The sequence below is a fragment of the Spongiibacter sp. UBA1325 genome (genome assembly GCF_002306875.1).
GTDB classification, from domain to species: Bacteria; Pseudomonadota; Gammaproteobacteria; order Pseudomonadales; family Spongiibacteraceae; genus Spongiibacter; species Spongiibacter marinus.
Genome location: NZ_DBTD01000010.1, coordinates 360,900 through 386,425, shown reverse-complemented (window position 1 = coordinate 386,425; position 25,526 = coordinate 360,900). Strand labels below are relative to the sequence as shown.

The following is a 25,526-nucleotide window of genomic DNA, read 5'->3' as shown; positions in this document are numbered from 1 at the left end:
ATGATGAGAAAAAAAATGGTGACGGGAGCGTCTACCGTCGTGCGTCCCCCGCAGGTGGTTAGCCAGGGCAACCCGCAACTCGATGCCTTGGCGCGTGCCTTGTCATTAGAATGCACCACACAATTCTCGGCGGCTGCCGAGCAGCAATACCTCTATGATTACCAGGGCTGTTTGAGTTTGGGCCTGGCGCCCAGTGCTCGTGAACACCCGGTGTATGTCGATTTTTCTCAGCAGTGGCGAAAGCGTCACCGCGGCAAAGAGCTGTTATTAAAAGCGATTGGCGGGCGCCGCGAAGGCTTGCGGGTGATCGACGCGACGGCAGGGCTGGGGCGCGACAGCTTCCTACTGGCAACGTACGGTGCGTCGGTGGAGCTGTGCGAGCGTCACCCTGTGGTAGCCGCGCTGCTTACCGACGGGCTTAAGCGGGCGGCACAAGACCCTGACGTGGCGGGTTTTGTACAGCGTATGACGCTGCACGAAGGCAGCGCTATCGAGCGATTGAGCGGTTGTCTGGGTAGTGCTGATCAGGCCCCGGATGTGGTGTATGTGGATCCGATGTTTCCCGACTCGGGCAAGTCTGCGCTGGTGAAAAAAGAAATGCGTCTGTTCCATCATTTGGTTGGCAAAGACGACGATGACGACGCCTTACTCGCCGCGGCGCTGGCGGTTGCCCGCCACCGCGTGGTGGTAAAACGCCCGCCAAAAGCGCCGATTATCGATGGCCCGGCGCTCAGCGCCTTGGGAGCCAGGGGCAGGCCGCAATTTGCTGTGACCGGCAAGGCCGTGCGCTTTGATGTCTACCCGATAAAGGCCTTTGGCAATAATTAACGCGCCAGCAGGTCATCCATCATTGCCTGATACATAGCGCTGAGCTGGTTAAGGTCTTCGGCATTCACGCATTCATCCACTTTGTGAATCGTCGCGTTAACGGGGCCGAGTTCCACAACTTGTGCACCGGTCGGGGCAATAAAACGCCCGTCTGAGGTGCCTCCGGCGGTCGACAATACCGTTTCTCGCCCGGTGACTCGGCGTATTGCGTTTTGCGCCGCTTCCACGAGTGGGCCTTCCGACGTTAAGAAAGGCTGACCGCTCAGGTTCCACTCCAGTGCGTAGTCTAAGCCGTGTTTATCCAGGATGGCCTCAGTGCGCTGCTGGAGTATGTCCGCCGTTAACTCGGTAGAAAAACGAAAGTTGAAAACCACCTCAAGCTCGCCGGGAATCACATTGGTTGCGCCGGTGCCGCCGTTGATATTTGAAATTTGAAAAGACGTGGCGGGGAAGAAGTCGTTGCCCTCATCCCACTGCTCAGTAGCCAGTTCGGCAAGTGCCGGCGCCGCAAGGTGGATGGGGTTTTTCGCCAGATGGGGGTAGGCTACATGGCCCTGAATACCCCTGACTTTCAGCACGGCGCCAAGGGAGCCGCGACGGCCGTTTTTGATCACATCGCCCACCGCGTCGGTCGACGAGGGCTCGCCGACAACACACCAGTCAATTTTTTCGCCCTGAGACCCCAACCACTCAACCACTTTGACAGTGCCGTTTTTTGCCGGGCCCTCTTCGTCGCTGGTAATCAAAAAGGCAATGCGACCGCGGTGGTCGGGGTGTTCACTCACAAAGCGTTCGCAGGCAGTCACCATGGCTGCAAGGCTGCCTTTCATATCGGCGGCGCCACGGCCGCGCAGCATACCGCCGCTGATCTCTGGCTCAAACGGGGGCGTTTGCCAGTCGCTCTCGGGGCCGGTTGGCACCACATCGGTATGGCCGGCAAAGCACAGCAGTGGGCCCTCGTCGCCGCGCACCGCCCAAAAGTTGTCAACCTCGCCAAATCGCAGCGGCTCGCAATGAAAGCCAATGGCGGCAAGGCGCGCCATCATTAGCGCTTGGCAGCCCTCGTCCTCAGGGGTAACCGAGGGGCGCTGGATAAGGTCGATGGCAAGGTCCAGGGTAGGGCTGAGGCTCATAATTCGGGCTCTAAAATCAAAAGCGGCATTTTAACAGAGAACGCTGGGAAAATCGGCGGCGGCAGTTCGCTGGCTGCGGCTGTTCAAAATGTCAGTGGAGTGAGTGTTTTTGTCATAGAGAAGGTCTTGGCAGCTCGGTAACATCGGGCTCAGTTATACGCCAATCGAATGCCTAACGATGATAAAGGAGTGGCTATGAGTGTTGACCTGAACGTGGCGGCCGCCGCCGCGCAGTTTGATTTTGCCGACCAGGATATTCCGCAGCGCCTGCGGCACTGGGCCGAAGTGCGGCCTGATCACCCCTTTATGATTTGGGAGCCGCGTTCGGGCGAAGAGCGCAGCTGGAGCTACAAGGCCTTTGACGAAGAAACCGGCAAAATCGCTGCGGGTCTCTACGCCAAGGGCGTGCGCAAGCACGACAAGGTTATGATTCACGCCGAGAACTGCCCAGAGATGGTATTGGCATGGTATGCCTGTGCCAAATTGGGTGCGGTGGGTGTGACCACCAACACCCGCTGTGTGGGCGGCGAAATTGAGTACTTTGCTGCGCACACCGAGGCAGTCGGGGTCATCACCCAGCCGAAGTTCGTGCAGGAAATTAAGAACAACGCCAAAAATATCCAGTGGCTGATTGTTACTGAAGACAACTCCGGCGAAGCCGCAGAGGCGGACCAGCAGCACGACGAACAGCTATTCGAAACCCTGTATGGCGATGCCAGCACCGTGCCCGAGCGCCCAGCCGAGCCCATGCTGCCAGCGGGGATTATGTTTACCTCTGGCACAACATCACTCCCGAAGGCGGTAGTGCACACTCATGCCAATGCCCTGTGGTCTGGAACCATGGGCTCACAGAGCATGAATATGGACCGCGATAGCGTTTACCTGGGTTTCCTGCCGTTCTTTCACGTGAACTGTCAGAGCTGGGCATTCTGGGGCTCATTGGGTGTGGGCGGCACCGCAGTATTGTTGCCCAAGTTTTCCGCCAGCCGGTTCTGGGAAATTATCGACAAACACCAAGTCACCCACTGCTCAATGATTCCCTTCGTCTTTAAGGCAATTGGTGCCCAGGCCGTGCCTGAAGAGCACAGCCTGAAAGTGATGCCGATGGGCATTATCTGGAAGGAAATTGAAGGTTGGCTGAAGGCCAAGCCTTTTGCTAGCTGGGGCATGACAGAAACCGTTACCCACGCAACGCGCTCAGACTTCGTGCAAGAGTGGCCGCAGGGCAGTATCGGTAAACCCACGCCTGGCTATCACTTGGCGGTGGTTAACCCCGAAACCGGCGAGCCCTGTAAAAAAGGCGAAATCGGTGAGCTGTGGGTAAACGGGGTACGCGGCGTAAACATCTTCCTGGAGTATTACAAAAACCAGGAAGCCATGGACAAGTCGTTCACTGAAAACGGCTGGTTCAAAACCGGTGATATGGTTCACGTCGGCGATGAAGGCCACTTCTACTTTACCGACCGGGATAAAGATGCCCTGAAAGTCGGTGGCGAAAACGTCTCAGCCCGCCAAGTGGAAGAAGTGGTAATGCAGGTTCCCGGCGGCGGCGTCGGCGAAGTGGCGGTGGTTGCTAAGTCTCACGATATGCTGGACATGGTGCCGGTTGCCTTTGTTATTAAGGGTTGGGGCGCGCCGGAGGACGACGACGCGTTCGCCCAGGCCATCATCGATCACTGCAAAGCCAACATGGCAGACTTTAAAGTGCCGCGCGCCGTCTACTTTGTCGACGAGTTTCCGCGTGCAACCCTGGAGAAGGTCGCCAAGAACAAACTCCGTGAAATGGCTGACGAGATGCCTGCCGTCTAAATTTTAAGGTGTTTGGAAAAGGTCGCTTAGGCGGCCTTTTTTTTGCCCCCCAATAAACGCAGTGGTGTTGCACAGTTGTCATAAAATCATCCCGATTTTGTCACGGGGGCGGCGTAGTCTTCTGGCTGTCGGCGGCGCTTGAGCGTTGCCCAATGTCCATAAGAGGAATTGCGATGAACCGTTACTACAAAGCTCAGGCCTCACAATCCGAACACCACCAGCGCCAAATTCGCGCGGAGCTTTCGCGCCAAGTAGAGGATTTTCTAAAAAAAGGTGGGCATATAGAACAACTGGATGGCCCCAACTTCAAACCGCATCGCAGTGTAAGAGTCAGCAGTTCAGCCTTCACCGAAATGCTGTGAGCGCAGTGTCTGCGGCCATTTGCTAAACGGCTGTTGCGACAAGCTACTGTTGTAGTAATGGACCTGGCCGGTTACCTCTTTACCCAGCCAGCTGGCGGAGGGGACTGGCTGCTTGTCGTGATCGAGCTCAATTTCGGCGATGATAAGGCCGTGGTTGTCACCGGCAAATTCGTCAATCTCCCAGTACCGAGTGTCATTGGCAATAGGCAGGGTATAGCGGGTTTTTTCAACCAGCGGGCCTTCACACAGGGCGAGCATTGCGCGGGCGTCGTCGAGGGGAATGGCGTATTCAAACTCGACGCGGCTCGCGCCTTGGCTGATGCCCTTAATGGTTAGCCAGGCGGCATCACCGGCAATGCGTACCCGAACATTGCGGTGCGGGTCTCGGCTAAGATAGCCCTGCACCATATGGCAGCCTTTGACGCCCAGCGCCTCGGCCTGTAGGCGCCAGTCGTTATTGCTGACCAGGTATTTACGTTCTATCTCCATGGGGGCAGGGCTAGTCATTATCGTGATTTCTCGCTGAGTTGGCGTCTGTTAAGCGCGGGCTCGCTCAGGCAGTGAATTTGTGTTTTGCGGATTTGCCAGCCTTCTTCAGCCAGCGCGCGAATAATGGCGTCTCTCAACCATTCCTCTCCGATCCATACCCCACCCTGCACCATCGATTCCTCGACGACGCAATAGACCTGTAAGCTGTTGGGAAAACGCTGATAGTCAGCGGTGTGTGTCAGCCAGCAAAAGCCCGGCAGGGGTTTGGCCAGCGCGGTTTCGCAGACGTCGTTAAGGCGGTGGACCAGTTGTTTTTCGCGTTTTTTGTCGGTTTTTCGCATAGCGCCTTATGTAAACGTAGAGTGCGGTCAGGGCGTCGCTGTAGCGGCCAGGAAGCGCAAACGCAGTGCTTCGATGCGCTCGCGATTTACGCCGAAGTCATAGTAGCCAATTTTAGAAGCGCTGCGCACATCGACGCGATTTTTATTCGGTGTATACAGCAGCTCAACATCGTCACGGTAGCGCATTATTTTACTGCGCACCTCCACGTGGAGGTAGTGCGCGGATAGTGCGATGACCTGGGTTCTCGGCAGTGAGCGCAGCAGTGATTGCAGGGTTTGCCACTGCTCGGCAGAGGTGACTTTAAATGGTGAAGTGAAAGCATCTAGGTCTTCACTCTGACTCGATACGCAGCGCGGCGCTGACGGGCAGCTTGAGAGTGCACTGGGGGTATCGACCTGCTCAGGCGACTGCAGGGGTGCTGCGCAGCCGAAAAGAAGGGCGACAGTCGATGTAATAAGAAATAAGCGGCGCATGATGAGAACTCCCGGGCTGATGAATAGCATTGTATACGTTGTAGTGAAAATTCGGTTGTTGTGTCATCGAGTTTTACGCGAACTCTGGTAGGCTGGCGCAGGGTAAGGGCTTCAAAATACGATGGAAGGGCGTGTGCGTAGTCGATTATTGGTTTTGGTATTGCTAGCGCTGGTGGCGTCTTGTGCTGCGGTGCCGCCGCAGGCAGCCGGCGAAGACTCATTTATTCCTGCGGCGTCGCAGGCCACTACCCGCTGGCAGAAATTAAGCGTCGATGGCGTGCCCGTGGGGCTGAGGAAGTTAGTGAGTTTTTGCGACGACACGCGCTGCACGACCGAGCAGACGCTCCGTGTTCAAATTCAGCAGCCGGGGGAGGTCGCTGAGCAAACAGAAACGCGACTTCGCTACGTAGAGGCGCGCGATGGCAGGCCGCTTCAGGCAACTAAGGTGCAGCAGTCGCGGGCGGCGAGTCACAGGTTGGCCATTGAATACCGTGGCCAGCGCCTATGGCTATCTCAGGGGCAGGCCTTCGCGCCTGTTGCTGGTCAAGCCGTGGCGCAGTTTCCTCATCAGCGGCAACGCTTGTTCGCGCAGCATGCCAAGAGCGGTGAGTTGCTTACCCAGGAATGGAGTTTTGCGCAACAGGCGGTGGAAGCGGTGCGCTACCGGTTTACACCGCTGAATGCGCCGTTGACGCAGGCCCTGTCTACAGCATTGACGCCTTGGTTGACGGTGCTGCGCTGGAAAATAAGTAAAGATGTTCAGCGCCAGGGAGCGTGGCAGCGCAGTGCGATTTACTACGCCGATGGCGATTTTACGGTGTTGGCGCAGTACAGCGAATCTGCCGGTCAGTCGATGTGGTTGTTGCCCTGTGATGAAGCCTGCCGCGCTGAGCCATTGGAGGCGATGAGTCATGTATACCAACGGTTATTGCGCTCTCCCTATCGCATAAGCGACCAGGCGTTGAATGGCAAAGTTCGCTACCAGCTTCGCGGTGCGCCCTCGCATTGGCAGCCGCCGGGCACCGGCCAGCAATCCGTGCAAAAAGCGGGTAATGATTGGTTGGTCACTGTATGTAAGCACTGTGAGCTAGCCTCGCCTGAGGCGGCGCCCGTGGATGATTACCTTGGCGCGAGCTATTGGTTACCCGCGAAGGCCTCGGCATTCGCCGCCGTGGTGGACGAGTTGATAGGTCAGGCGCCCATAGCGCCAGCGGTAAAAATGCAGCGCCTAACCCGTTTTGTCAGTGGCTATATGGACGAGGTGGCCACATACAGCGGCTACGCGACAGCGCTGCAGGCAATGGAGAGTGCTCAGGGCGATTGCACAGAACATGCGCTGATGTTGGCGGCCCTGGCGCGGGCCGCCGGTATTCCCAGCCGGGTTGTTATGGGCGTGGCTTACAACAACGAACGCTTTTTAGGCAGGCGTTTTGTGTTTGTGCCCCACATGTGGGTAGAAGCCTGGACGGGTGAACGCTGGGAAAACTTTGACAGTGCGCTGGGGCCATTTAGTGCCGGACACATTGCCCTGGCCGTCAGTCATGGTGATCAGGCTGACTTTTTGGCGATGAACGCGCTGCTGGATGGACTACGCATTGTATCGGCCGTGCAGCTAAAAAGCCGCGTGGCCGATACCGAGTAGAGAGGGCTTATTCGTAAGCGACTGGCATGTCGACGAGGCTGTCATCGCCGGCCATATCAATGTCTGCAACGGTGACGGCATCGCTGCTGTGAACGGCGCCAATAACGGTAACTTCTTCAAGAAGAAGCTGAGGCTCGTCGGCGCTGGCAGCGCCCGCTACGAAAAGTGCTGCGGCGGCCAAAACTGCGCGAAAACTATTGAGTGACATATTCGATCCCCTTGACGAGTTTGCAAGCAGCGACACTGTGCTGCGGTGGTCTTTCAATGGTGGGCAGTATGCCCATGCATTGTTACAGGGGTATGACGAATTTATTTCAAAACGCGATATTAGATGAATTTGTCATGAATTTTTGATCTGGAGGAAATGTGGGTGTCACGTTTGCACTGCGGTTTCAGGCGGGCCCTTCAATTCCACGCGGTTGCCCTCGGGGTCTTGAATATAGATGGATGGACCGTACCCCTGCGCGCCATAGCGCCGTTGAATGCCCTCATGGACAATGCCCTGGCCGTCCAGGTAGGCCAGCACAGCGTCGCCGTCGAAGTTTTCCAAGGTCAGGCAGAAATGGTCCATATTGTGGCCATCTTGCCCCGGTGCTGGGCCGCCCTCCTGGCCTAGGGGGGCCTCCACAGGGACGATATCGATAAGACTGGCACCGGCGCGCAGTTGATAGAGGCCCAGCTGTGCTTCCTCGCGCTCGATGTGACAACCAAGGCGCTGGTAAAAGTCGATCATCGCGGCGAGGCGCGTTGTACGCAGCACCACATGGTCCAAACCCTGGAGTTGAATCATGGTGACACCTTCGTTTTCAGGGGCTCGTTACTGAGCACGCTGTTCACCATGCAGCCATTGCGGGTGGATGGCAATACTGTCACTGCTGCTCGACACCCACACACTGTCTTCGTCCAGCGTGAATTGTAGTTGCATTGAACGCTGCGTGAGCGCGCTCAAGGCTCGCGATTCGTCTTCCGGAATTTCGACGACACTCAGCCAGCTTTGCTGGCTCAGTTTGCCTTGGTTTTCCTGCCACCATTGGGCTGTGCTGCGGCCGCCGTAGCAAACCACGACAACGTGCCGGGCTTTGGAGCGCGCTCGGCGCAAGCGCTTTTCACTGGGCTGCCCAAGCTCAATCCACAACTCGGTTTCTCCGCTCAGGCTGTGGCGCCACAGATCTGGCTCATCGTCATCGCTGAGGCCGCGAGTAAACTGCAGCGCGGGGTCGGCAAATAGCGCAAAGCTAAGGAGTCGCAGCATCATGCGCTCGTCTGTTTCAGAGGGGTGGCGTGCCAGCGTGAGTTGGTAGGGCTGGTAATGGTGGCGTCGCAGGTCACTAATCTCGATATCGGCTTTGAAAATACTGGCTGTTAACGCCATTGCGGTCACCTCTGTTGTTTATACCGCGGCATTGTACCCGAGTATGAGCAATGCGTAGCGCAGGCTTTTGCCAATGGCGACCAAGGTAAAAAAGCTCAGTGCGGGCACGCGCATAATGCCGCCGACCACGGTGAGTGCGTCACCGCCGATTGGCAGCCAGGACATCAGCAAGGTCCATTTGCCGTAGCGGGCAAACCAGCCCTGCGCGCGCTCCAGGTCTTTTTTTCGTGCGGGAAACCAGCGGCGGTCGGCATAGTGGCTGAGCTTGCCTCCCATCCACCAGTTGACGCCTGCGCCGAGGGTATTGCCGCTACTGGCTGCTAGCCATAGCCAAAAGGGCAGTAGCCCGGCTTCGAGCTGGGCGATCAACAGCACTTCCGAGTAAAACGGCAGCAGTGTTGCTGCCCCAAAGGCGGCGGCGAACAGGAGTAAATAGGCGCTGATCATTGCGTGGCCGCCTGGCAAAGTTGTGCAAATAAACGGCGCTGGCGCGCGTGCTGGGGCAGATATTCGGGGTGCCATTGTACCCCCAGCCGAAACGGCTGTTGCGGGTCTTCAATGGCTTGGGTGATGTTATCAAGGTCGCGACCGCTGACGCGCATGCCTTCGCCCAGTCGATCAACCGCTTGGTGGTGCAGGCTATTAATTCTGCATTGCTCCTCGCCCAGCACGTCGAAAAGTTGCGTGTCGGTATCGACGTGGAGCGTTTTGTGGGGCAGCAGCATGCGCCGGTTGCTGGTGCGTTTTCGCAAGGGCGTTAGGTCGACATGCAAGCTGCCGCCCAGTACAACGTTGAGCAGTTGCGCGCCCCGACAGATCCCCAGGATTGGCAGACCGCTTGGCAATAGTCGTTCAAGCGCGCCGATCTCAAAGCGGTCTCGGCGGGGATTCATAGGGGCGACTTCGGGGGCATCTGGCAGATACAGGCCCTGGTCGATATCGTCGCCGCCACTGATGATAATGCCGTCGATATGGCGCGGCACGTCGCCGTGCTCAGGGGTGAGGTGAATGGCCTCGGCACCCGCTCGGCGAAGTGCCCAGCGAATAAACCACCACGACACGGGGAAGCGTCTGTCCTCGCCGGTAACGGCGATAACAGGGTGTGAGTCACTCGAACGCATTTTGCTGATAACCGTCGTCCTTTATGAATTTACAAGAGTTCGGGGATCAATCTGCTATCGACATGCTGTGTCCAGTCGCTGAATAGACTGCTGGTCGTGCTTTCCAGGTGCGCTCGGTAGGCCTGACACATCGCTTGTAAACGCGCCTTGTCACAGGCTAGCGCATCGACTTGCAGCCAGTCGCGCCAGGGGTGGATCAGGCCCCAGTTTGGGTCGTCGATCAGGCTATTCGGCAAACGGTAATGCAGGGTGGGGCGGGCTTTCACCCGCGGGTCGTCGATATGCTGGCGCAGCAATGTTTCGTTCATATGGGCAAACAGTGGCAGCATGTCCAGTGCGCGGTTGCGTGTTGGGTTGAAATGGATGTAATCCTCGATGAGTTCATCCGCGCTGGGTTGGTAATCTGCTGCCAGCACCTTGCGCATATAGTCGCGCTTAAATGGGTCGATATAGCTGGTCAAGCGCCGACTTAAATCGACTCTGCTGCGCTGCTTGAGCCAGTCGTATAAACAGATAAAGGCGCGAAAATAGTTGAGTACCGTCGCGGGCTCGCAATCGGGCATTTCAGGGTTTAAGTGCAAGCCAAAGGCGTTTTTGGCCGACGCTTCTGTGCCCTTGGCACCGGCGAGGCGCAAGCGCAGAAACAGATCTTCCAACTGCCAAAGCTCACTCAGCGCGATGGGTGGGGCGACAATCTCAAAGGGCACCAGCTGTTTGGCAACGAGCCCAACTATCGACTCGGTGAGTTCCTCAAAGTCATTGCCGGCACCGGCCTGTTCTCTGTCTCGCCCGAGCTTTTTAATATACGCGGAGTCGAGCTCGACCCCGAAGGTGCCGAAAGGCGTGTCAGTCACTTGGTATTCGTAGTCGGACTGACGTTCAATACGGCCGCCAAAGCAGTCGACGATTGTCTCGGCAATGGCATCCATTTCCATTCCGGTAAACTCAATTTCCACACCTAGCCTGCGCTCGCTGCCGCTTTCGGCAGTGCGGGCGGATGGCAATGGCCACAGACTGGCGCGGTAGTCATTGGGTTTTGATGTCATTCGCGTCTCCGATAATGTTGGCGATACGCTTCAGTGAATCTACGTGCTTGCAGACCACTTGGAACAGGGTGAGCAGGGGGACGGCCAGCAGGACACCAGGGGCACCCCACAGCCAGCCCCAAAAAAAGATCCACAGGAAAACAATAATCGGGTTCAGGCTGAAGCGCATACCGTGAATAAAGGGGTCGACAAACTGCCCCACCAGCGCGGTGAACAGGGCATAGCCCAGCGGCGCGACAAGTACCAGAGCCGGTGTTTGAAAGCTGACGGCACTGACGATGGTCAGCAGCATGACCGTAATGCTCACCCCGAGATAGGGGATGTAGCGCAGCAGCGCGGCAACGGCGCCCCACAGCGCAGGGTCGGGGAAATCCAATAACCACAGACAAGCGGTGGTGATTGCTCCAACACCAACGTTGACCAGAGTGATGGTCAGCAGGTAGCGCGACATTTGCTCCTGGGCGTGGCGAGCCAGTTGGGTGGCTGCGGCCTTATCTTGCTTGTTGGGCAGGCTATTAATAAACCGCTGCATCAGGGCATCGCCTGAGCTGAGCAAGAAAAATAGCAGGATGATGCTGAGCGTACCGTAGACGCCGAAGTTGCGCGCGATCTCCCAAATCTCGCCACGCCAGCCGGTGTCGGCGATTACCACCTTGTTTATCTTGGGGTTCGCGGGGCCGGAGAATTCCTCGGCCAAACTGTCGATGCTCGCGGTGGCGGCATCGACATTGCTGCGCTCACTGTTGACCTCGCGCAGGTGGTCGCGGATCACCTCTGCCGCTTCGGGGGCGCGCTGCAACCACTCGCTGGCTGGCGATGCCAAGGCATAGAAGCCAGCGCCAATACTGCCGATGCAGGCCGATAAAATCAGTAGCGCGGCTGCACTGCGGGGCAGCCGCCAGCACTGCAAGCGACTCACAGCAGGTGCTAACAGCAGGGCGAAGATAAGCGCCAGCGTAATTGGCAACATGACGTCGCGCGCAAGCCTAAGCGTATAAAGTACCGCTAAGACCGCCAGCAGGCGCAGGGCCCAGTCGCTGTGTTTCGAAGATTGTGTGTTATGCATTTTCTGAGTCTGTATTTGCCCAGTGTTTGAGGGGGCGCAGAGCGCGAAGGGTTAAAAAGGTCATCAGGCTCACCACGATCGCGATTTCGTAGCGCTGCCAAGCCACCGCCGTGCCAATGGCGCCGGTTGCCCAGATCGCCGCGGCCGTCGCGGTGCCACTAACAGAACCACCTTGCTTAAGAATGGCGCCGCCACCGATAAAACCGATGCCACTCATCAAACCATACATTAAACGCGCGTGAGATTCCGAGCCACTTAAGATGTCTCGTCCAATAAGCAGGTAGGCGCAGCAAGCAATGGCCACCAGTGGGAAGGTTCTCAAGCCGACGCCGCGCGACTCAACTTCGCGGTTCCAGCCGATTGGAATAGCGAGTAGGTAGGCGATAGCCAGCTGCGTTAAGTGGTGGCCGATCAGCGGCCAATTTATATCAGCGATTATGGGCATGGCGCGGTGTTACTTTGCCGGCTCTCGCGGCCCGAATAGCCACCAGATGATTAGCCCGAGAAGGGGTAGCAGTAAAATAAGCACGATCCACAGCAGCTTATTTGCAGAGCTGTTGCGACTTTGAACGATGTTTAGAATGGCCCAGATGTCGGCGATAAAAATTAATAAGCCGAAAAAACCGGTGATCTGTAACTCCATGTTGGCCCCCGTTATTTTTAGGCCCGGCGATGCCCGGCCACTGAATAATAGAGTAGTTTGTCGACCCAGAGTTCACCAATACAAAAACGCCGCCCGAAGGGGCGGCGTTCTCAAACTGCTGTTTACCCAGGTTTAGTTGTGGGCGTGCAGCATGTCATTGAGGGCGATCGCTGACTTGTTTGTCAGCACCTCAATGGCACCATTTTTGGAATTGCGGCGGAACAACAGGTCCGATTGACCAGCCAGGTCGCGGGCCTTGGCAGTACCTGCGTGCTCACCTTTTTCATCGATCATGGTGACGACTGATCCAGCGGTAATGTACAGGCCGGCTTCTACTGTGCAGCGGTCGCCCAGTGGAATACCCACACCAGCATTGGCGCCAATCAGGCACTCTTTGCCGATGGAAATAATAATATTGTTGCCGCCGGACAAGGTGCCCATGGTTGAACAGCCACCGCCCAAGTCGGAACCGGAACCAATCATGACACCGGCTGAGATGCGCCCTTCAATCATACCGGGGCCTTCCGTACCGGCATTAAAGTTTACAAAGCCTTCGTGCATGATGGTGGTGCCTTCGCCGAGATAGGCGCCCAGGCGCACGCGCGCGGTGTGGGCAATACGAACACCGGAGGGCATAACGTAGTTCGTCATTTTGGGGAATTTGTCGACGGACATGACCTCAAGCAATTCACCGTTCAAGCGGGCTTCCAATTGGCGCTGGGGCAACTCACGAAGGTCGATGGCGCCTTGGTTGGTCCAGGCAACATTGGGCAGAACGCCGAACAGGCCGCTCAAGTCCAGAGAATGCGGCTTGGCCAGGCGATGAGAGAGCAGGTGCAGCTTCAAGTAACCCTCGGGAACCGAGCTGGGGGCAGCGTCCTCAGCCAGCAAGGTAACAACCAGCGCCTGCTTGGCGGTTGCCAGCTGTGCGGCAATATCGGCCTGGGCGCTGTCGCCGGCGGCCTTAAGTGCTTCAGCGACGCGGCTCATTTGCTCGCTGTTTACGGTAATTGCCGCATTGCCGCCTTTGTACTCAACAATGGGGGCGATCGCCGCGCACAGGGCTTCGGCGGGTTGTAGCAGTGGCTGGGGGTAGAAAATATCCAGCCATTCGCCTTTGCTGTTTTGGCTGCCTAGACCCAGGCCCAGGCTAAATAGTGCGTTACTCATTAAGGTTCTCTCTTACAGGCTTAAAGCGTGTGGTGGGTAAATAATTGCTCGTAGTGCTCGGCTTTAAAGCCAAGCTGACGCGCGCTGCCGGTGTCGAGCAGCGGGCGTTTCATTAATGTTGGATGCTGCAGTAGCAGCTGCACTGCCGAGGCGTCGTCATCAATTGTGCGGCGCTGTTCATCACTTAGTTGTTTCCACGTGGTGCTGCGCTTATTGATCAGGCTGTTGCCCAGCTCTTGCAGCCAGTTGTGCAGTTGCTCGGCGGTAAGGGCCTGTTCGCGGACGTCGTGGAACTGATAGTCGACATTGTGATCATCCAGCCAGCGGCGCGCCTTGCGCACCGTGTCGCAGTTTTTTATTCCGTATAAAGTCGTTGTCATGGCCAATGCTGTGTTCTGAAAAGGCTCGGCATCATAGCAAAAAGCCGCGCTGGGTTCACGGCGCGGCCGCGCTCGGCCGCCGCGCCATCGATGTATTTAGGCCTTGTGGGTTTTCTTGGGGTGCTTTCGCTGGGGATAGCAGGTGGTGCATATCTCACAAACGGTGCCGTCGCAGCCACGCGCGCTGCAAAATTCGCGGCCGTAGTAGATGATTTGCAGGTGCAGGGCATTCCAGCGGTCTTTGGGGAATAGCCTTTTCAGGTCTTTCTCAGTTTGGGCAACGCTTTTGCCGTTAGTCAGCCCCCAGCGCTGCGCCAGGCGATGAATATGGGTATCGACCGGAAAAGCGGGCACGCCGAAGGCCTGCGACATGACGACGCTTGCCGTTTTGTGGCCGACTCCGGGCAGGGTCTCCAGTGCTTCCATGTCTTCTGGCACCTGGCCATTGTAGTCGGCAAGCAAAATTTCCGAGAGCCGCTTGATGGCTTTCGACTTCTGCGGAGACAGGCCACAGGGGCGGATGATCTCGCGAATGTCGTCGACACTTTGCTGGGCCATGTCCGCCGGATTGTCGGCGAGCGCAAACAGTGCCGGGGTCACTTGGTTGACACGCTCATCGGTACACTGGGCCGACAGCAGTACCGCCACCAGCAGAGTGTAAGGGTCTTTGTGGTCCAGTGGGATTGGCTGGGTGGGGTAGAGCTCGTCGAGACGGCGCAAAATAAAGTCGACGCGCTCAGCCTTCAGTAAGTTACGCCCTGGTTCGCCTGCGTTCATGTGTTGAGCGTCTCCACATAGCGGCGAATACGCTGGGCGGCCTCGACACAGTTTTCAAGTTCGGCGACCAGCGCCATGCGCACATAGCCACTGCCGGGGTTGTTGCCGTTCACTTCTCGTGAAAGGTAAGAGCCGGGCAATACAGTGACATGCTGTTGATCAAACAGCTGTTTGGCAAATTCCGTGTCGGCGATGGGCGTTTTTGCCCACAGGTAGAACGAGGCTTCGGGCTGTTCTACGTCTAAGCAGCCGCCCAGTTCCTCTAAAACCCGAGCGAATTTCTCGCGATAGAGATCGCGATTTCCTTTTACATGGGCCTCGTCGTTCCAGGCAGCGATGCTGGCAAGTTGGTGTTGAATGGGCATGGCGCAGCCGTGGTAGGTGCGATACAGCAGGAAGTCGGCCAGCACTTTGGCATCCCCCGCGACAAAGCCTGAGCGCAGGCCGGGCAGGTTGGAGCGTTTCGACAAGCTGTGGAACACGACGCAGCGCTCGTAGTTATCGCGCCCCATTTCCGCACAGGCCTGCAACAGGCCTGCGGGCGCGTGCTGCTCGTCAAAATACAGCTCGGAGTAGCATTCATCGCTGGCCAGGATGAAGTCGTACTTATCTGCCAGACGAATCAGCTTTTGTAGCGTGGCGACGCTGGTGACGGCGCCGCTAGGGTTGCCCGGGGTGCATAGGTACAACAACTGGCAGCGCTGCCAAACTTCCTCGGGCACGGCGTCGTAGTCAGGAATAAAGCCATTGCCGGCGTTACAAGCGAGAAAGTGGGGTTGTGCTCCGGCTAATAGCGCCGCGCCTTCATAGATTTGGTAAAAGGGGTTGGGGCTGCATACCAGAGCGTCATCACTGGGGTTGACGACGGCTTGGGCAAAGGCAAACAGGGCCTCGCGGGTGCCATTGACCGGCAGTACCTGCGTTTCAGGATCTAAAGTCTTCAGGCCAAAGCGGCGCTCGGCCCAGTGCGCAATACTTTGGCGCAGCTCGGCTATTCCCTTGGTTGTGGGGTAGTTGCTGAGTCGGCCGAGCTCACTTGCCAGGGTGTCGGCAACAAAGCGCGGCGCAGGGTGACGGGGTTCGCCGATGGATAGCGGAATAGGCGGCAAGTCGCTGCTGCTGGTGCCCAACAGGGCGCGCAGTTTTTCAAAGGGGTAGGCCTGTAGCGTTTGTAGGCGCGGATTCATTAGGCTGATTTACTCGCTTTTTCATCCAGCTCGGAACAAATCGCGTGTTGAATTTGTTCACACAGTTGGGGGTCATTGATCGGGCGGTTGTGTTCGTCGGTGACAAAAAACACATCTTCAACGCGCTCGCCGAGGGTGGCGATTTTGGCATTTTGCAGGTGCACGCCGTAGTCATTGAAGATCAGCGCCAGCCTGGCCAATAGGCCGGGGCGGTCTGGGGTAATGACTTCAAGCATGGTGTGACCTTTATTGAGGTCGGTGGCCATACTGGTGCGCGTGGGGGTGGAGAATAGGCGCATTTGTCGCGGCATGCGGCGACTGCTGAGGTCAGGGGAATCGTCGGGTTTCTCAAGTTGCTGAGTTAAAAACTCGGTGATCTCACGGATGCGTTCGGGGTTGTCGCCAATGGGTTCACCATCCACACCGAGTACGTAAAAGGTATCCAGCGTGTAGTTGGTCCCGGTATTGTAGATCCGCGCATCTTGTATGCTGAGGTCAAGTTGTTCCATGGCGCCAGCGAGTACCGCAAATGTGCCTTTACGCGATGGTGTGTGCACAAAGATCTGCGTTGCGCCTTCGTGGTCCAGCAGTCCGCCTTCCTTCACCAATACCAGTGAGTCCTCGGGCGAGGTGCGCTGAGCGATAGCGCGGCAGTGCCAAACAATATCGTCGACTTGCTCGCGAATAAAATAGTCTTCACCGGTGCTTTTCCACAGCTCGCGAATTTCTTCTTCGGTAAAGCCGTAGTCTTCGAGCTTTTCGATAGCACCAAGCTGGGTCTCTGCAATCCACTCCTGCTTATCGATGGGGTTTTCCAGGCCGCGTCTCAGGGCGCGGCGCGTTTCTGCATAGAGCTGGCGCATCAGCGAGGCGCGCCAGGAGGTCCACAACGTGGGGTTGGTCGCATTGATATCGGCAATGGTTAAACAGAACAGATAGTCCAGGTGCTGCTGGTCACCCATTTCCAGGGCGAAATCGCGGATCACATCGGGGTCCTGGATATCTTTGCGCTGTGACACCGAGGACATCTCTAGGTGTTTTTCCACCAGCCAGGCAACGAGATTGGTGTCGCGCCGGTTTAGCCCGAGGTATTGGCAAAATTCGCGCGCATCCACTGCGCCAAGGGTGGAGTGGTCGCCGCCGCGCCCTTTGGCAATGTCGTGGAAGAGTCCGGCGAGGAACAGTAATTCGGGCTTGGGCAGACGCTGCATGATGCGGCAGGCCATTGGGTAGACCTTCACCATGTCCGGGTAGCGGAAGCGGCTGAGGTTCTTGATGAGTTCCAGGGTGTGGGCGTCGACCGAGTAAATATGGAAAAGGTCGTGCTGCATTTGACCGGTGATTTTGCCAAATGCCGGGATAAATTTTCCGAGTACGCCAAAGCGCTTCATTCGACGGAGGTTGAGTGCGACGCGCTGTGGGGCGCGCAATAATTCCATGAAAAACCGCTTATTGCGCGGATCGGCGCGAAACTCGTCGTCGATTAAGTGACGCGATTTGCGGATCAGCCGAATGGTGCTGGCACGCACGCCGTCGATAGCGTCGTGATGGGCCATTAGCACAAAAATTTCCATCAGCGCGGAGGGCGTTTTTTCAAACACCTTTTCGTTGCTAACTTCGATATGGCCGTTGCGGATGCGAAAGCGCGGATTGAGCTCAAGTACGGTCTCCGCCTCGCAGGCGCGGAGAATGGTTTCGTCGAAGTGCTGCATCAGTACGTCGTTGAGCTCACCCAGGTGCTGCGCCCAGCGGTAGTACTGTTGCATGAAGCGTTCTACGGCGAGTTTGCTGTCGTCGTCTTCGTAACCGAAACGAGCGGCCAGGGTTCGCTGGTGATCAAACAGCAGGCGGTCTTCTTCACGGCCAGTGATTAAATGAAGGGCGAAGCGCAGGCGCCAGAGGTAATTCTGGCCGTCTTTTAGCGTGTCGAGCTCTTCCTGGCTTAAAAAGAGTTTTTCACGCAACTCGTCGATGGATTGGGCGCCAAAGTGGCGTTTGATCACCCAGCCGATCATTTGAATGTCGCGCAGGCCACCGGGGGAGCTTTTAATATTTGGCTCGAGGTTGTATTCGGTATTGGCGTACTTGCGGTGGCGACTGATTTGCTCGTCCCACTTTGCCCGGAAAAACTCGGCGCTGGGCCAAATTTGGTCAGGGCCGACTTCGTTCATCAACAGCTCGTGCAGGGCGGCATTGCCTTCAAGCGGGCGCGACTCCATCAGGTTGGTAACCACGGTGATGTCGTCAATGGCGGCTTGGCGGCATTCGTCGATGCTGCGCACGCTGTGACCGATCTCCAGGTTGATATCCCAAAGACGGGTGATAAAGCCTTCGATATTTTCGCGGTAGTTGTGTTGATCGTCGCGGCTGAGGATCAGCAGATCGATATCCGAGCAGGGGTGCAGCTCGCCGCGCCCATAGCCTCCAACGGCAATTAGGGAGATGTCGTCCCCCCACTGATACTGCGACCATAGGTTGCGCAGCAGAATATCGATTTTTTCTGAGCGCAGTTTTACCAGCGTATGTACAGCCTCGTCGGCGTCAAAGCGTTCCCGGAGCTCATCCTGGAGCTCGCTGAGGTACTGTTTATAGGTCGCGATTAAATTATCGGACTGGGCCGTGGCATCCTGCAGGGCCTCTGCATTCAGAAGCGTGCTGCTCATAGTGATTAACCTTTATAGAAGGGCTCGTCGGGGCGGGCGGTAAGAACTTCCACGCCATCGGCGGTAACCGCCATGGTGTGCTCCCACTGCGCCGAGAGCCGGCGATCTTTGGTGGTAACGGTCCAGCCGTCTTTCAGATTGAGCTTGGTGTGTTTTTTGCCGGCATTGATCATCGGCTCAATCGTGAAGGTCATGCCCTCTTTTAATACCAGGTCGTTGCCGCGATTGTAGCCCTCGCCATAGTGGAGAACCTGAGGGTCTTCGTGGAAGCCTCTGCCAATGCCGTGGCCGCAATACTCTTCCACCACGCTGTAGTGGTTGCTCCGTGCATGTTTGGCGATCACTGCGCCGATATCGCTCAGGCGCGCGCCCGGTTTAACCAAGGCAATGGCTTTATACAGGCACTCCTGAGTCACGACGCACAGGCGTTTTGCATGCTCGGGCACATTGCCGACGTAGTACATGCGGTTGGTGTCGCCGTGCCAGCCATCTTTTATAACGGTGACGTCGATATTGAGCAGGTCTCCATCCTTCAACACCTTTTTATCCGAAGGGATGCCGTGGCAAATGACTTCGTTTACCGAGGTACAAATGGATTTCGGGAAACCGTTGTAGTTAAGGGGCGCCGGAATGGCTTGTTGTACATCGACGATATAGTCGTGGCAGATCTTATCGAGTTCAGCGGTGGTAACGCCGGGGCGAACGTGCTCGGCGATCATGTCCAGCACTTCGGCGGCCAAGCGTCCTGCCACGCGCATGGCGGCGATTTCCTCAGGGGTTTTGATAGTTACATTCATAGTGGGGTGATCTGCCCGGATAGTCGTTAAACTGAAAACAGCGCATTGTAGACTATCGCCGCAGCAGACGCGATTGCTCAGCCGTGTCATTGCCGTCAGTCGCGTGATTTCTGCTTTATGTCGCTGGGGCCTTGTGGTATAAATACGCGCCCCGAAAGCAGGCCCTCCTGCCGAAAGGGCATAAACGACGCGCATTCGTCGACACGTAATCCCGGGTGCTGCAGCATGGCTGTGGTTGGGTTGCGGGGCGGGTGCAAGTTCCTAACCCGATGAAAATCAAGGAAAAATCATGTCTCATGTAAGCATGCGTGAAATGCTGCAAGCCGGCGTTCACTTCGGTCACCAGACGCGTTACTGGAACCCCAAAATGGCACCCTTCATCTTTGGTGCCCGCAACAAAATTCACATCATCAACCTCGAGCACACTGTTCCTGCGATGAACAATGCCTTGGACGCGCTGGCTAAGCTGGGTGCGAACAAAAACAAGGTGTTGTTTGTTGGAACCAAGCGCGCTGCCGGTAAAATTATTGCCGAGCAAGCTAGCCGTGCCGGTATGCCCTATGTGAGCCACCGCTGGTTGGGCGGTATGCTGACAAACTACAAAACTATCCGTCAGTCTGTTCGTCGTCTGCGTGAGCTGGAAACTCAGGCTCAGGACGGTACTTTTGACAAACTGACCAAGAAAGAAGCCCTGATGCGTCACCGCGACATGGAGAAGCTTGAGCGCTCCATCGGTGGTATCAAAGAAATGTCAGGCCTGCCTGATGCGCTGTTTGTTATCGACGTTGATCACGAGCGCATTGCTATCCAAGAAGCTAACAAACTGGGTATTCCGGTATTTGGCATCGTGGATACGAACAGCAACCCCGATGGCGTTGATTACGTAATCCCTGGTAACGATGATGCGATCCGTGCGATCAAGCTTTACGTTACTGCGGTAGCTGATGTGATCATCAATGCTGGCGCTAACGCCGCAGTTGCTGCCGACGAGTTTGTTGAAGTAGCGCAGGAAGAAGGCGACGCAGCGGCCGAGTAATTGGCCTGTGTAATCGCGTAAAAGGGGGCAAGGCCCCCTTTTTTTGGATATTTATTGAGCAGGCCCGCAGGGTGGGCCGAAATCAAGCCCAAACAAGAGGATTTTAAGATGGCTGTTTCAGCAGCAATGGTTAAAGAGCTTCGCGAGCGCACTGGTCTTGGCATGATGGAGTGCAAAAAAGCACTTAATGAAGCCAATGGTGACATCGAACTGGCGATTGAAGAGCTGCGTAAGTCAAGTGGTATGAAGGCGGCTAAAAAAGCCGGTCGTACTGCTGCTGACGGTGTTGTTGCAACAAAAGTAGCCGAAGACGGTAGCTATGCTGTGGTTGTGGAAGTGAACAGTGAGACTGACTTTGTCGCTCGCGATGAAGGCTTCCTGAGCTTTGTTGACTTGGTTGCTAACAAAGCCTTTGCTGAAAAGCAGGACGATGTGGCTGCGCTGATGGCGGGTGAGCTGGAAGTTGCTCGCGAAGCGCTGGTACAAAAAATTGGTGAAAATATCTCGGTTCGCCGCATCCAGGTGCTCAGCGCTGAAGCGGGTGTTGTGGACAGTTATGTTCACTCTAACAACCGCATCGCTGTGTTGGTGGCCCTGAAAGGTGGTGATGCTGAACTGGCGCGTGATGTTGCCATGCACGTGGCTGCAGTAAACCCCCGTGTTGCCAAGCAAAGTGATATGCCCGAAGAAGAAGTTGCCAAAGAGCGTGAAATCTTCACTGCGCAAGCGCAGGAAAGTGGCAAGCCAGCTGAGATCATCGAGAAGATGATTGAAGGCCGTATCCGCAAGTTCCTGTCGGAGAACGCTCTGGTTGATCAGGCTTTTGTTAAAGATCCTGAGCAGACAGTGGGCAAGTTGCTGAAGAATGCCGGTGCCGACATTCAAACCTACATTCGTTTCGAAGTAGGTGAGGGCATCGAAAAAGAAGAAGTCGACTTCGCAGCCGAAGTGGCTGCACAGCTCAAGGGCTGAGTCGCGGAAGCGGGGCCTCAAGGCCCCGTTTTTCTATGCGATGATTAAAGTGTGTGCGGAAAGTTGATTTGCAGGGGTGAAATATGTCCACTCAAAGTCGGGACAAAAAATACAAGCGCATTCTTCTTAAACTGAGTGGCGAGGCCCTGATGGGGCAGCTCGGTTTTGGCATTGACCCCAAGGTGCTCGATCGCATGGCACTGGAAGTGGGGCAGCTCGTGGGTATTGGTGTACAAGTTGGCCTGGTTATCGGCGGCGGAAATCTATTCCGTGGTGCAGCACTGCAAACGGCAGGCCTGGATCGTGTAACCGGCGACCACATGGGTATGCTGGCCACCTTAATGAACGCACTGGCCATGCGCGACGCGCTCGAGCGCAGTAATATCAAGTCGTCGGTAATGTCGGCGATCCCGATGAGCGGCGTGGTTGACCACTATGATCGCCGCAAGGCCATCCGCGCGCTGAGTCGCGGCGAGGTGGTGATTTTTGCAGCGGGGACAGGTAACCCCTTTTTCACGACCGATTCTGCAGCGTGCCTGCGGGGTATTGAGGTCGATGCGGACCTGGTGCTTAAAGCCACCAAAGTGGATGGCGTGTACAGCGCTGACCCAATGATTGATCCCGATGCTAAGAAATACGACCATTTGAGTTACGATGAGGTCCTGGACAAGAAGTTAGAGGTCATGGATCTCACGGCGATTTGTCTGTGTCGCGACCACGAGATGCCGCTGCGCGTCTTTGCCATGGAGCAGCAGGGTGCGCTGTTAAATATTGTGGTCGGTGGCAACGAGGGAACTTTGGTATCAGCGGGCTAGTGCCCCGGTGCCAATTGAGGAGAGAAAAAGTGATAGACGAACTCAAGCAAGATGCCGAAGAGCGCATGGCAAAGGCCATTGAAGCGCTGGGCGGCAATTTTAATAAAATTCGTACTGGGCGCGCGCACCCAAGTCTTTTAGACAATATTCGCGTCTCTTACTACGGTGCCGAAACGCCGCTTTCGCAGCTGGCAAATATCGGTGTTGAAGATGCCCGAACGCTCACGGTTACGCCCTGGGAAAAAAACGTGGTGCCCGATGTTGAGAAGGCCATCATGAAGTCGGACCTCGGCTTGAACCCCAGCACGGCCGGTGCGGTTATTCGTATTCCAATGCCTGCCCTGACGGAAGAGACCCGTAAGGGCTATATCAAGCAGGCTCGCCAAGAGGCCGAGCGCGCGAGGGTTTCAGTGCGCAATGCGCGCCGCGACGTGTTGGCGGATATTAAAGAGCTGCTGAAAGAGAAAGAGATCAGTGAAGACGAAGAACGTCGCGCTCAGGATGACGTGCAAAAAATCACTGATAAATACGTCGCAGAGGTTGATAAAGCGCTCGCGGTGAAAGAAAGCGATCTAATGGAAATTTGATCGACTAAGAAGCAGTTTTCATGGCAGTTGATATGGCCCATCGAGGCTCAGAACCTTCCGCGGCGCCTCGGCATGTTGCCATCATTATGGATGGCAATAATCGCTGGGCGAAAAAGCGCGGGCTCAAAGCGGCAGGCGGACATCGCGCCGGTGTGGAAGTGATTCGCGGGCTGCTTAAATGCAGTCGCGAGCGCGGCGTGAAGGTGATTACGCTGTTCGCGTTCTCCAGCGAAAATTGGCAGCGTCCAAGCATGGAAGTCCAGGCTTTGATGCGGCTGTTTGCCAGTTATCTGGATAGCGAGACCAAAAAGCTCCACGAAGATGGTGTGCGAATGCGCTTCATCGGTGAGCGGGGCCGCTTCTCCGCTGGCTTGCGCAAGCAGATGGACTACAGCGAGCAGCTCACGCGCTTTAACACTGAAACGACTCTGGTGATCGCTGTGGATTACGGCGGTCAGTGGGATATTGTCAGCGCCGCACGCGAGCTTGCTCAGAAAGTTGAAGACGGGCAGTTGCGCGTTGACGACATCGATATTACTTTGTTTGATCAACATACGGCCCTGGCTGACCTGCCCAAGCCGGATTTGTGCATACGCACCGCCGGTGAGCAGCGCATTAGTAATTTTATGCTTTGGCAGCTTGCCTACAGCGAGTTTTATTTTTGCGATTGCCTGTGGCCAGATTTTGATGAAACGGAATTGCATAGGGCGCTAGATGCCTATGCCAGCCGTGAGCGCCGCTTCGGGGGCCGCGATAATGATAATGACAACGGCGAATAGACACCGGAGATTACCCCCTTATGCTTAAGCAGCGGATTATTACCGCCGTCGTGATTGTGGCTGCGCTACTTGCTGCCATGGCCTATCTGTCGGCGGGTCAACTGTCATTACTGTTCGCTGGCATTGTGCTGGTGGCCGCGTGGGAATGGGCTGACCTCAGCGACCTGCGGCCCCAGGTGGCAAGACTGGCCTATGTCCTGGTCATCGGTGCTCTTATCGCCAGTGTGTACGCGCTATTGGGCGATGTCGCCTCCTGGTCGACGGCAGCATTACAGGAGCTGTTTGTCGCGGCTTGTGTATGGTGGGCGGTCGCGTTGCTCTGGGTGAAAGGCTATCCGGTGAGTGCTGGCTTGTGGGGTTCTCGGCCGGTTCGCATCGTTATGGGGGTGGCGGTACTGCTGCCAACGTGGCTGGCATTGAGCTACCTGCGTAACCTTCCCAATGGTGCCTGGCTGTTGTTAATGCTGGTGGCCTTGGTTGCCATCGCCGACATTGGGGCCTATTTCTTTGGTCGCCGCTTTGGCAAAGCGAAATTGGCGCCGGCGGTCAGCCCGGGTAAATCCTGGGCCGGGTTCTGGGGCGGCTTGGCGTGTAGCGTGTCGTTCATGGCTGCGCTCTGGTACTTCTGGCCCGGCGGCATGCCCGTGAGCTTGCCAGCCATGCTGGTGTTGGCCGCAATCACTTCACTGGCTTCGGTGCTGGGCGACCTGCTGGAAAGCATGGTTAAGCGGCACCGCGGTATTAAAGATAGTAGTCAGTTGTTGCCGGGTCATGGCGGCGTAATGGATCGCGTTGACAGTTTAACGGCGGCATCGCCGGTGTTTGCCCTGGGGCTAATGTCGGTGGGCTGGCAGTAATGGAGCGCGTGACGGTATTGGGGTCTACCGGCTCTATCGGCGTCAGTACCTTGGATGTACTGTCGCGTCATCGCGACACCTTCGAGCTCTATGCCATCACCGCAAATTGCAGCGTAGAGGCAATCCTGCAGCAGGCGTTGACTCACCAGCCTCGCTATGTGGTGCTGCGCGATGAGTCAAGCGCTGAACAGTTGGTGACGCAGTTGCGTCAGGCCGGCAGTGAGTGCGAGGTGCTTGCCGGCGAGGCGGGGCTCTGCAAAGTTGCCGCTGAGGCTGATACGGTGATGGCGGCGATAGTGGGGGCGGCCGGTTTGCTGCCTACATTGTCGGCCGTTGAGGCGGGGGCTAAAGTCCTGCTGGCCAATAAAGAGTCATTGGTTATGGCGGGCCAGCTGTTTATGGATGCGGTGGAGCGCAGCGGTTCGACGTTGTTACCCATCGACAGTGAGCACAATGCCATCTTTCAATGTATGCCCGGCGTGCATCGCCAAGGTCTCGATGCGCAGGGGGTGCGACGTATTTTGCTGACCGGCTCTGGCGGGCCCTTCCGGCAGCGCTCGGTAGAGAGTTTGGCGTCGGTGACGCCCGATGAGGCCTGTGCCCATCCGAATTGGTCCATGGGGCGAAAGATCTCCGTCGACTCTGCCACCATGATGAACAAAGGGCTCGAGCTTATCGAGGCGTGCTGGTTGTTCCACTGCCCCCCGGAGCGCATCGACGTGGTGGTTCATCCGCAAAGCGTTATTCACTCGATGGTGGAATATGTCGATGGCTCCGTGCTGGCGCAAATGGGCCAGCCCGATATGCGCACGCCGATCGCCCATGCCCTGGCTTGGCCTAAGCGCATGGAATCCGGCGTTGCCTCTCTGGATTTGATTGTGCAGGCGCGGCTGGATTTTGAGGCCCCGGATGAGCAGCGTTTCCCCTGTTTGCGTCTGGCAAGAGAGGCCGCAGAGCTTGGCGGCAGTGCCAGCGCCAGTTTGAATGCAGCGAATGAAATTGCTGTTGAGGCGTTTTTGGCCGAGCAATTGCCGTTCACCGCGATACCGACATTGCTGGAGCGCGTGATGGCTGACGTTGAAAATGTTGAACCGCTGACGCTGGGCGATGTCCAAGCTGCGGACCTTCAGGCGCGTGAGCGCGCGCGGTCTCTCGTTCGCGAATTTGGATTTTGAGGTAG

30 protein-coding genes are annotated in these 25,526 nt (G+C 56.7%); 11 read left to right on the top strand and 19 right to left on the bottom strand.

Annotated features, from left to right (window positions below):
- Complete coding sequence (locus B3K78_RS13785) at positions 1-828, top strand: class I SAM-dependent methyltransferase (protein WP_286695890.1); 828 nt, start codon at positions 1-3, stop codon at positions 826-828.
- On the opposite strand, the gene dapE is transcribed toward B3K78_RS13785, so the two are convergent.
- Positions 825-1,961: a succinyl-diaminopimelate desuccinylase gene (dapE, locus tag B3K78_RS13780; RefSeq protein WP_286695889.1), complete on the bottom strand. Its 1,137-nt coding sequence runs from the start codon at positions 1,959-1,961 to the stop codon at positions 825-827. The two genes, B3K78_RS13785 and dapE, sit on opposite strands and share 4 nt — an antisense overlap.
- A 195-nt stretch (positions 1,962-2,156) precedes the next feature.
- Between dapE and B3K78_RS13775 the strand changes: the two genes are divergently transcribed.
- Positions 2,157-3,770, top strand: coding sequence for a class I adenylate-forming enzyme family protein (locus B3K78_RS13775; protein WP_286695888.1), 1,614 nt, complete (start codon positions 2,157-2,159; stop codon positions 3,768-3,770).
- Between the two features lie 173 nt (positions 3,771-3,943).
- On the top strand, positions 3,944-4,132 hold the full coding sequence (locus B3K78_RS13770) for a hypothetical protein (protein ID WP_027873588.1): 189 nt from the start codon (positions 3,944-3,946) through the stop codon (positions 4,130-4,132).
- Here B3K78_RS13770 and B3K78_RS13765 read toward each other — a convergent pair.
- From B3K78_RS13765 to B3K78_RS13755, 3 genes are read right to left on the bottom strand one after another with little or no spacing between them, the layout of a single operon-like run.
- Positions 4,109-4,639 (bottom strand): CYTH domain-containing protein, encoded by a 531-nt coding sequence (locus B3K78_RS13765; RefSeq protein WP_286695887.1) that lies wholly within the window; start codon positions 4,637-4,639, stop codon positions 4,109-4,111. The two genes, B3K78_RS13770 and B3K78_RS13765, sit on opposite strands and share 24 nt — an antisense overlap.
- Positions 4,639-4,962 (bottom strand): hypothetical protein, encoded by a 324-nt coding sequence (locus B3K78_RS13760; RefSeq protein WP_286695886.1) that lies wholly within the window; start codon positions 4,960-4,962, stop codon positions 4,639-4,641. The genes B3K78_RS13765 and B3K78_RS13760 overlap by 1 nt, the downstream gene beginning before the upstream one ends.
- Before the next feature lie 27 nt (positions 4,963-4,989).
- Positions 4,990-5,436, bottom strand: a complete 447-nt coding sequence (locus B3K78_RS13755) for a DUF1499 domain-containing protein (protein ID WP_286695885.1) — start codon at positions 5,434-5,436, stop codon at positions 4,990-4,992.
- A 133-nt stretch (positions 5,437-5,569) separates the two neighbouring features.
- Here B3K78_RS13755 and B3K78_RS13750 point away from each other — a divergent pair, with 133 nt between their 5' ends.
- On the top strand, positions 5,570-7,078 hold the full coding sequence (locus tag B3K78_RS13750) for a transglutaminase domain-containing protein (RefSeq protein ID WP_286695884.1): 1,509 nt from the start codon (positions 5,570-5,572) through the stop codon (positions 7,076-7,078).
- A 7-nt stretch (positions 7,079-7,085) separates the two neighbouring features.
- Here B3K78_RS13750 and B3K78_RS13745 read toward each other — a convergent pair whose 3' ends face one another.
- The 15 genes from B3K78_RS13745 to map all read right to left on the bottom strand — a co-directional run bounded on the left by B3K78_RS13745 (position 7,086) and on the right by map (position 19,300).
- Entirely contained in the window at positions 7,086-7,286 is a 201-nt protein-coding gene (locus B3K78_RS13745; RefSeq protein ID WP_204995950.1) for a hypothetical protein, read from the bottom strand.
- Positions 7,287-7,451: 165 nt separating this feature from the next.
- Positions 7,452-7,868 carry a VOC family protein gene (locus B3K78_RS13740; protein ID WP_286695883.1) on the bottom strand — a complete coding sequence of 139 codons (417 nt, stop codon included), beginning with the start codon at positions 7,866-7,868 and terminating at the stop codon, positions 7,452-7,454.
- A gap of 27 nt (positions 7,869-7,895) precedes the next feature.
- Positions 7,896-8,450 (bottom strand): YaeQ family protein, encoded by a 555-nt coding sequence (locus tag B3K78_RS13735; RefSeq protein ID WP_286695882.1) that lies wholly within the window; start codon positions 8,448-8,450, stop codon positions 7,896-7,898.
- 18 nt (positions 8,451-8,468) lie between these two features.
- On the bottom strand, positions 8,469-8,897 hold the full coding sequence (locus B3K78_RS13730; RefSeq protein ID WP_286695881.1) for a YqaA family protein: 429 nt from the start codon (positions 8,895-8,897) through the stop codon (positions 8,469-8,471).
- Complete coding sequence (locus tag B3K78_RS13725) at positions 8,894-9,571, bottom strand: gamma-glutamyl-gamma-aminobutyrate hydrolase family protein (protein WP_027873597.1); 678 nt, start codon at positions 9,569-9,571, stop codon at positions 8,894-8,896. Before B3K78_RS13725 ends, B3K78_RS13730 begins: the two co-directional genes overlap by 4 nt.
- Before the next feature lie 29 nt (positions 9,572-9,600).
- Positions 9,601-10,617 (bottom strand): amidoligase family protein, encoded by a 1,017-nt coding sequence (locus B3K78_RS13720; protein ID WP_204995945.1) that lies wholly within the window; start codon positions 10,615-10,617, stop codon positions 9,601-9,603.
- The gene (locus B3K78_RS13715) at positions 10,598-11,683 is read right to left on the bottom strand and encodes an AI-2E family transporter (RefSeq protein ID WP_286695880.1); all 1,086 of its coding nucleotides are present in this window, start codon (positions 11,681-11,683) and stop codon (positions 10,598-10,600) included. Before B3K78_RS13715 ends, B3K78_RS13720 begins: the two co-directional genes overlap by 20 nt.
- Positions 11,676-12,128, bottom strand: a complete 453-nt coding sequence (locus B3K78_RS13710) for an MgtC/SapB family protein (RefSeq protein WP_239547693.1) — start codon at positions 12,126-12,128, stop codon at positions 11,676-11,678. Before B3K78_RS13710 ends, B3K78_RS13715 begins: the two co-directional genes overlap by 8 nt.
- A gap of 9 nt (positions 12,129-12,137) precedes the next feature.
- On the bottom strand, positions 12,138-12,326 hold the full coding sequence (locus tag B3K78_RS13705; RefSeq protein WP_027873600.1) for a PLDc N-terminal domain-containing protein: 189 nt from the start codon (positions 12,324-12,326) through the stop codon (positions 12,138-12,140).
- Between the two features lie 132 nt (positions 12,327-12,458).
- Positions 12,459-13,496 (bottom strand): 2,3,4,5-tetrahydropyridine-2,6-dicarboxylate N-succinyltransferase, encoded by a 1,038-nt coding sequence (gene dapD, locus B3K78_RS13700; protein ID WP_286695879.1) that lies wholly within the window; start codon positions 13,494-13,496, stop codon positions 12,459-12,461.
- Between the two features lie 20 nt (positions 13,497-13,516).
- Positions 13,517-13,876 carry an ArsC family reductase gene (locus B3K78_RS13695; RefSeq protein WP_286695878.1) on the bottom strand — a complete coding sequence of 120 codons (360 nt, stop codon included), beginning with the start codon at positions 13,874-13,876 and terminating at the stop codon, positions 13,517-13,519.
- A 96-nt stretch (positions 13,877-13,972) separates the two neighbouring features.
- On the bottom strand, positions 13,973-14,653 hold the full coding sequence (nth, locus tag B3K78_RS13690) for an endonuclease III (protein ID WP_286695877.1): 681 nt from the start codon (positions 14,651-14,653) through the stop codon (positions 13,973-13,975).
- Positions 14,650-15,840, bottom strand: a complete 1,191-nt coding sequence (gene dapC, locus B3K78_RS13685; RefSeq protein WP_286695876.1) for a succinyldiaminopimelate transaminase — start codon at positions 15,838-15,840, stop codon at positions 14,650-14,652. The genes nth and dapC overlap by 4 nt, the downstream gene beginning before the upstream one ends.
- The gene (locus tag B3K78_RS13680) at positions 15,840-18,503 is read right to left on the bottom strand and encodes a [protein-PII] uridylyltransferase (RefSeq protein ID WP_286695875.1); all 2,664 of its coding nucleotides are present in this window, start codon (positions 18,501-18,503) and stop codon (positions 15,840-15,842) included. The genes dapC and B3K78_RS13680 overlap by 1 nt, the downstream gene beginning before the upstream one ends.
- Before the next feature lie 5 nt (positions 18,504-18,508).
- Positions 18,509-19,300 carry a type I methionyl aminopeptidase gene (map, locus tag B3K78_RS13675; protein WP_286695874.1) on the bottom strand — a complete coding sequence of 264 codons (792 nt, stop codon included), beginning with the start codon at positions 19,298-19,300 and terminating at the stop codon, positions 18,509-18,511.
- Positions 19,301-19,589: 289 nt separating this feature from the next.
- On the opposite strand from map, the gene rpsB reads away from it, so the two are divergent.
- From rpsB to ispC, 7 genes are all read left to right on the top strand, one after another.
- Positions 19,590-20,336 (top strand): 30S ribosomal protein S2, encoded by a 747-nt coding sequence (gene rpsB / locus B3K78_RS13670; protein ID WP_027873607.1) that lies wholly within the window; start codon positions 19,590-19,592, stop codon positions 20,334-20,336.
- Between the two features lie 108 nt (positions 20,337-20,444).
- Entirely contained in the window at positions 20,445-21,308 is an 864-nt protein-coding gene (gene tsf, locus B3K78_RS13665; protein ID WP_027873608.1) for a translation elongation factor Ts, read from the top strand.
- 83 nt (positions 21,309-21,391) lie between these two features.
- Entirely contained in the window at positions 21,392-22,123 is a 732-nt protein-coding gene (gene pyrH / locus B3K78_RS13660; protein WP_286695873.1) for a UMP kinase, read from the top strand.
- A 65-nt stretch (positions 22,124-22,188) separates the two neighbouring features.
- Positions 22,189-22,710, top strand: coding sequence for a ribosome recycling factor (frr, locus tag B3K78_RS13655; RefSeq protein ID WP_239547723.1), 522 nt, complete (start codon positions 22,189-22,191; stop codon positions 22,708-22,710).
- A 20-nt stretch (positions 22,711-22,730) separates the two neighbouring features.
- The gene (gene uppS / locus B3K78_RS13650; RefSeq protein ID WP_239547692.1) at positions 22,731-23,489 is read left to right on the top strand and encodes a polyprenyl diphosphate synthase; all 759 of its coding nucleotides are present in this window, start codon (positions 22,731-22,733) and stop codon (positions 23,487-23,489) included.
- Positions 23,490-23,509: 20 nt separating this feature from the next.
- Entirely contained in the window at positions 23,510-24,346 is an 837-nt protein-coding gene (locus B3K78_RS13645; protein ID WP_286695872.1) for a phosphatidate cytidylyltransferase, read from the top strand.
- Entirely contained in the window at positions 24,346-25,521 is a 1,176-nt protein-coding gene (gene ispC / locus B3K78_RS13640; RefSeq protein ID WP_286695871.1) for a 1-deoxy-D-xylulose-5-phosphate reductoisomerase, read from the top strand. The genes B3K78_RS13645 and ispC overlap by 1 nt, the downstream gene beginning before the upstream one ends.
- Positions 25,522-25,526: the final 5 nt, after the last annotated feature.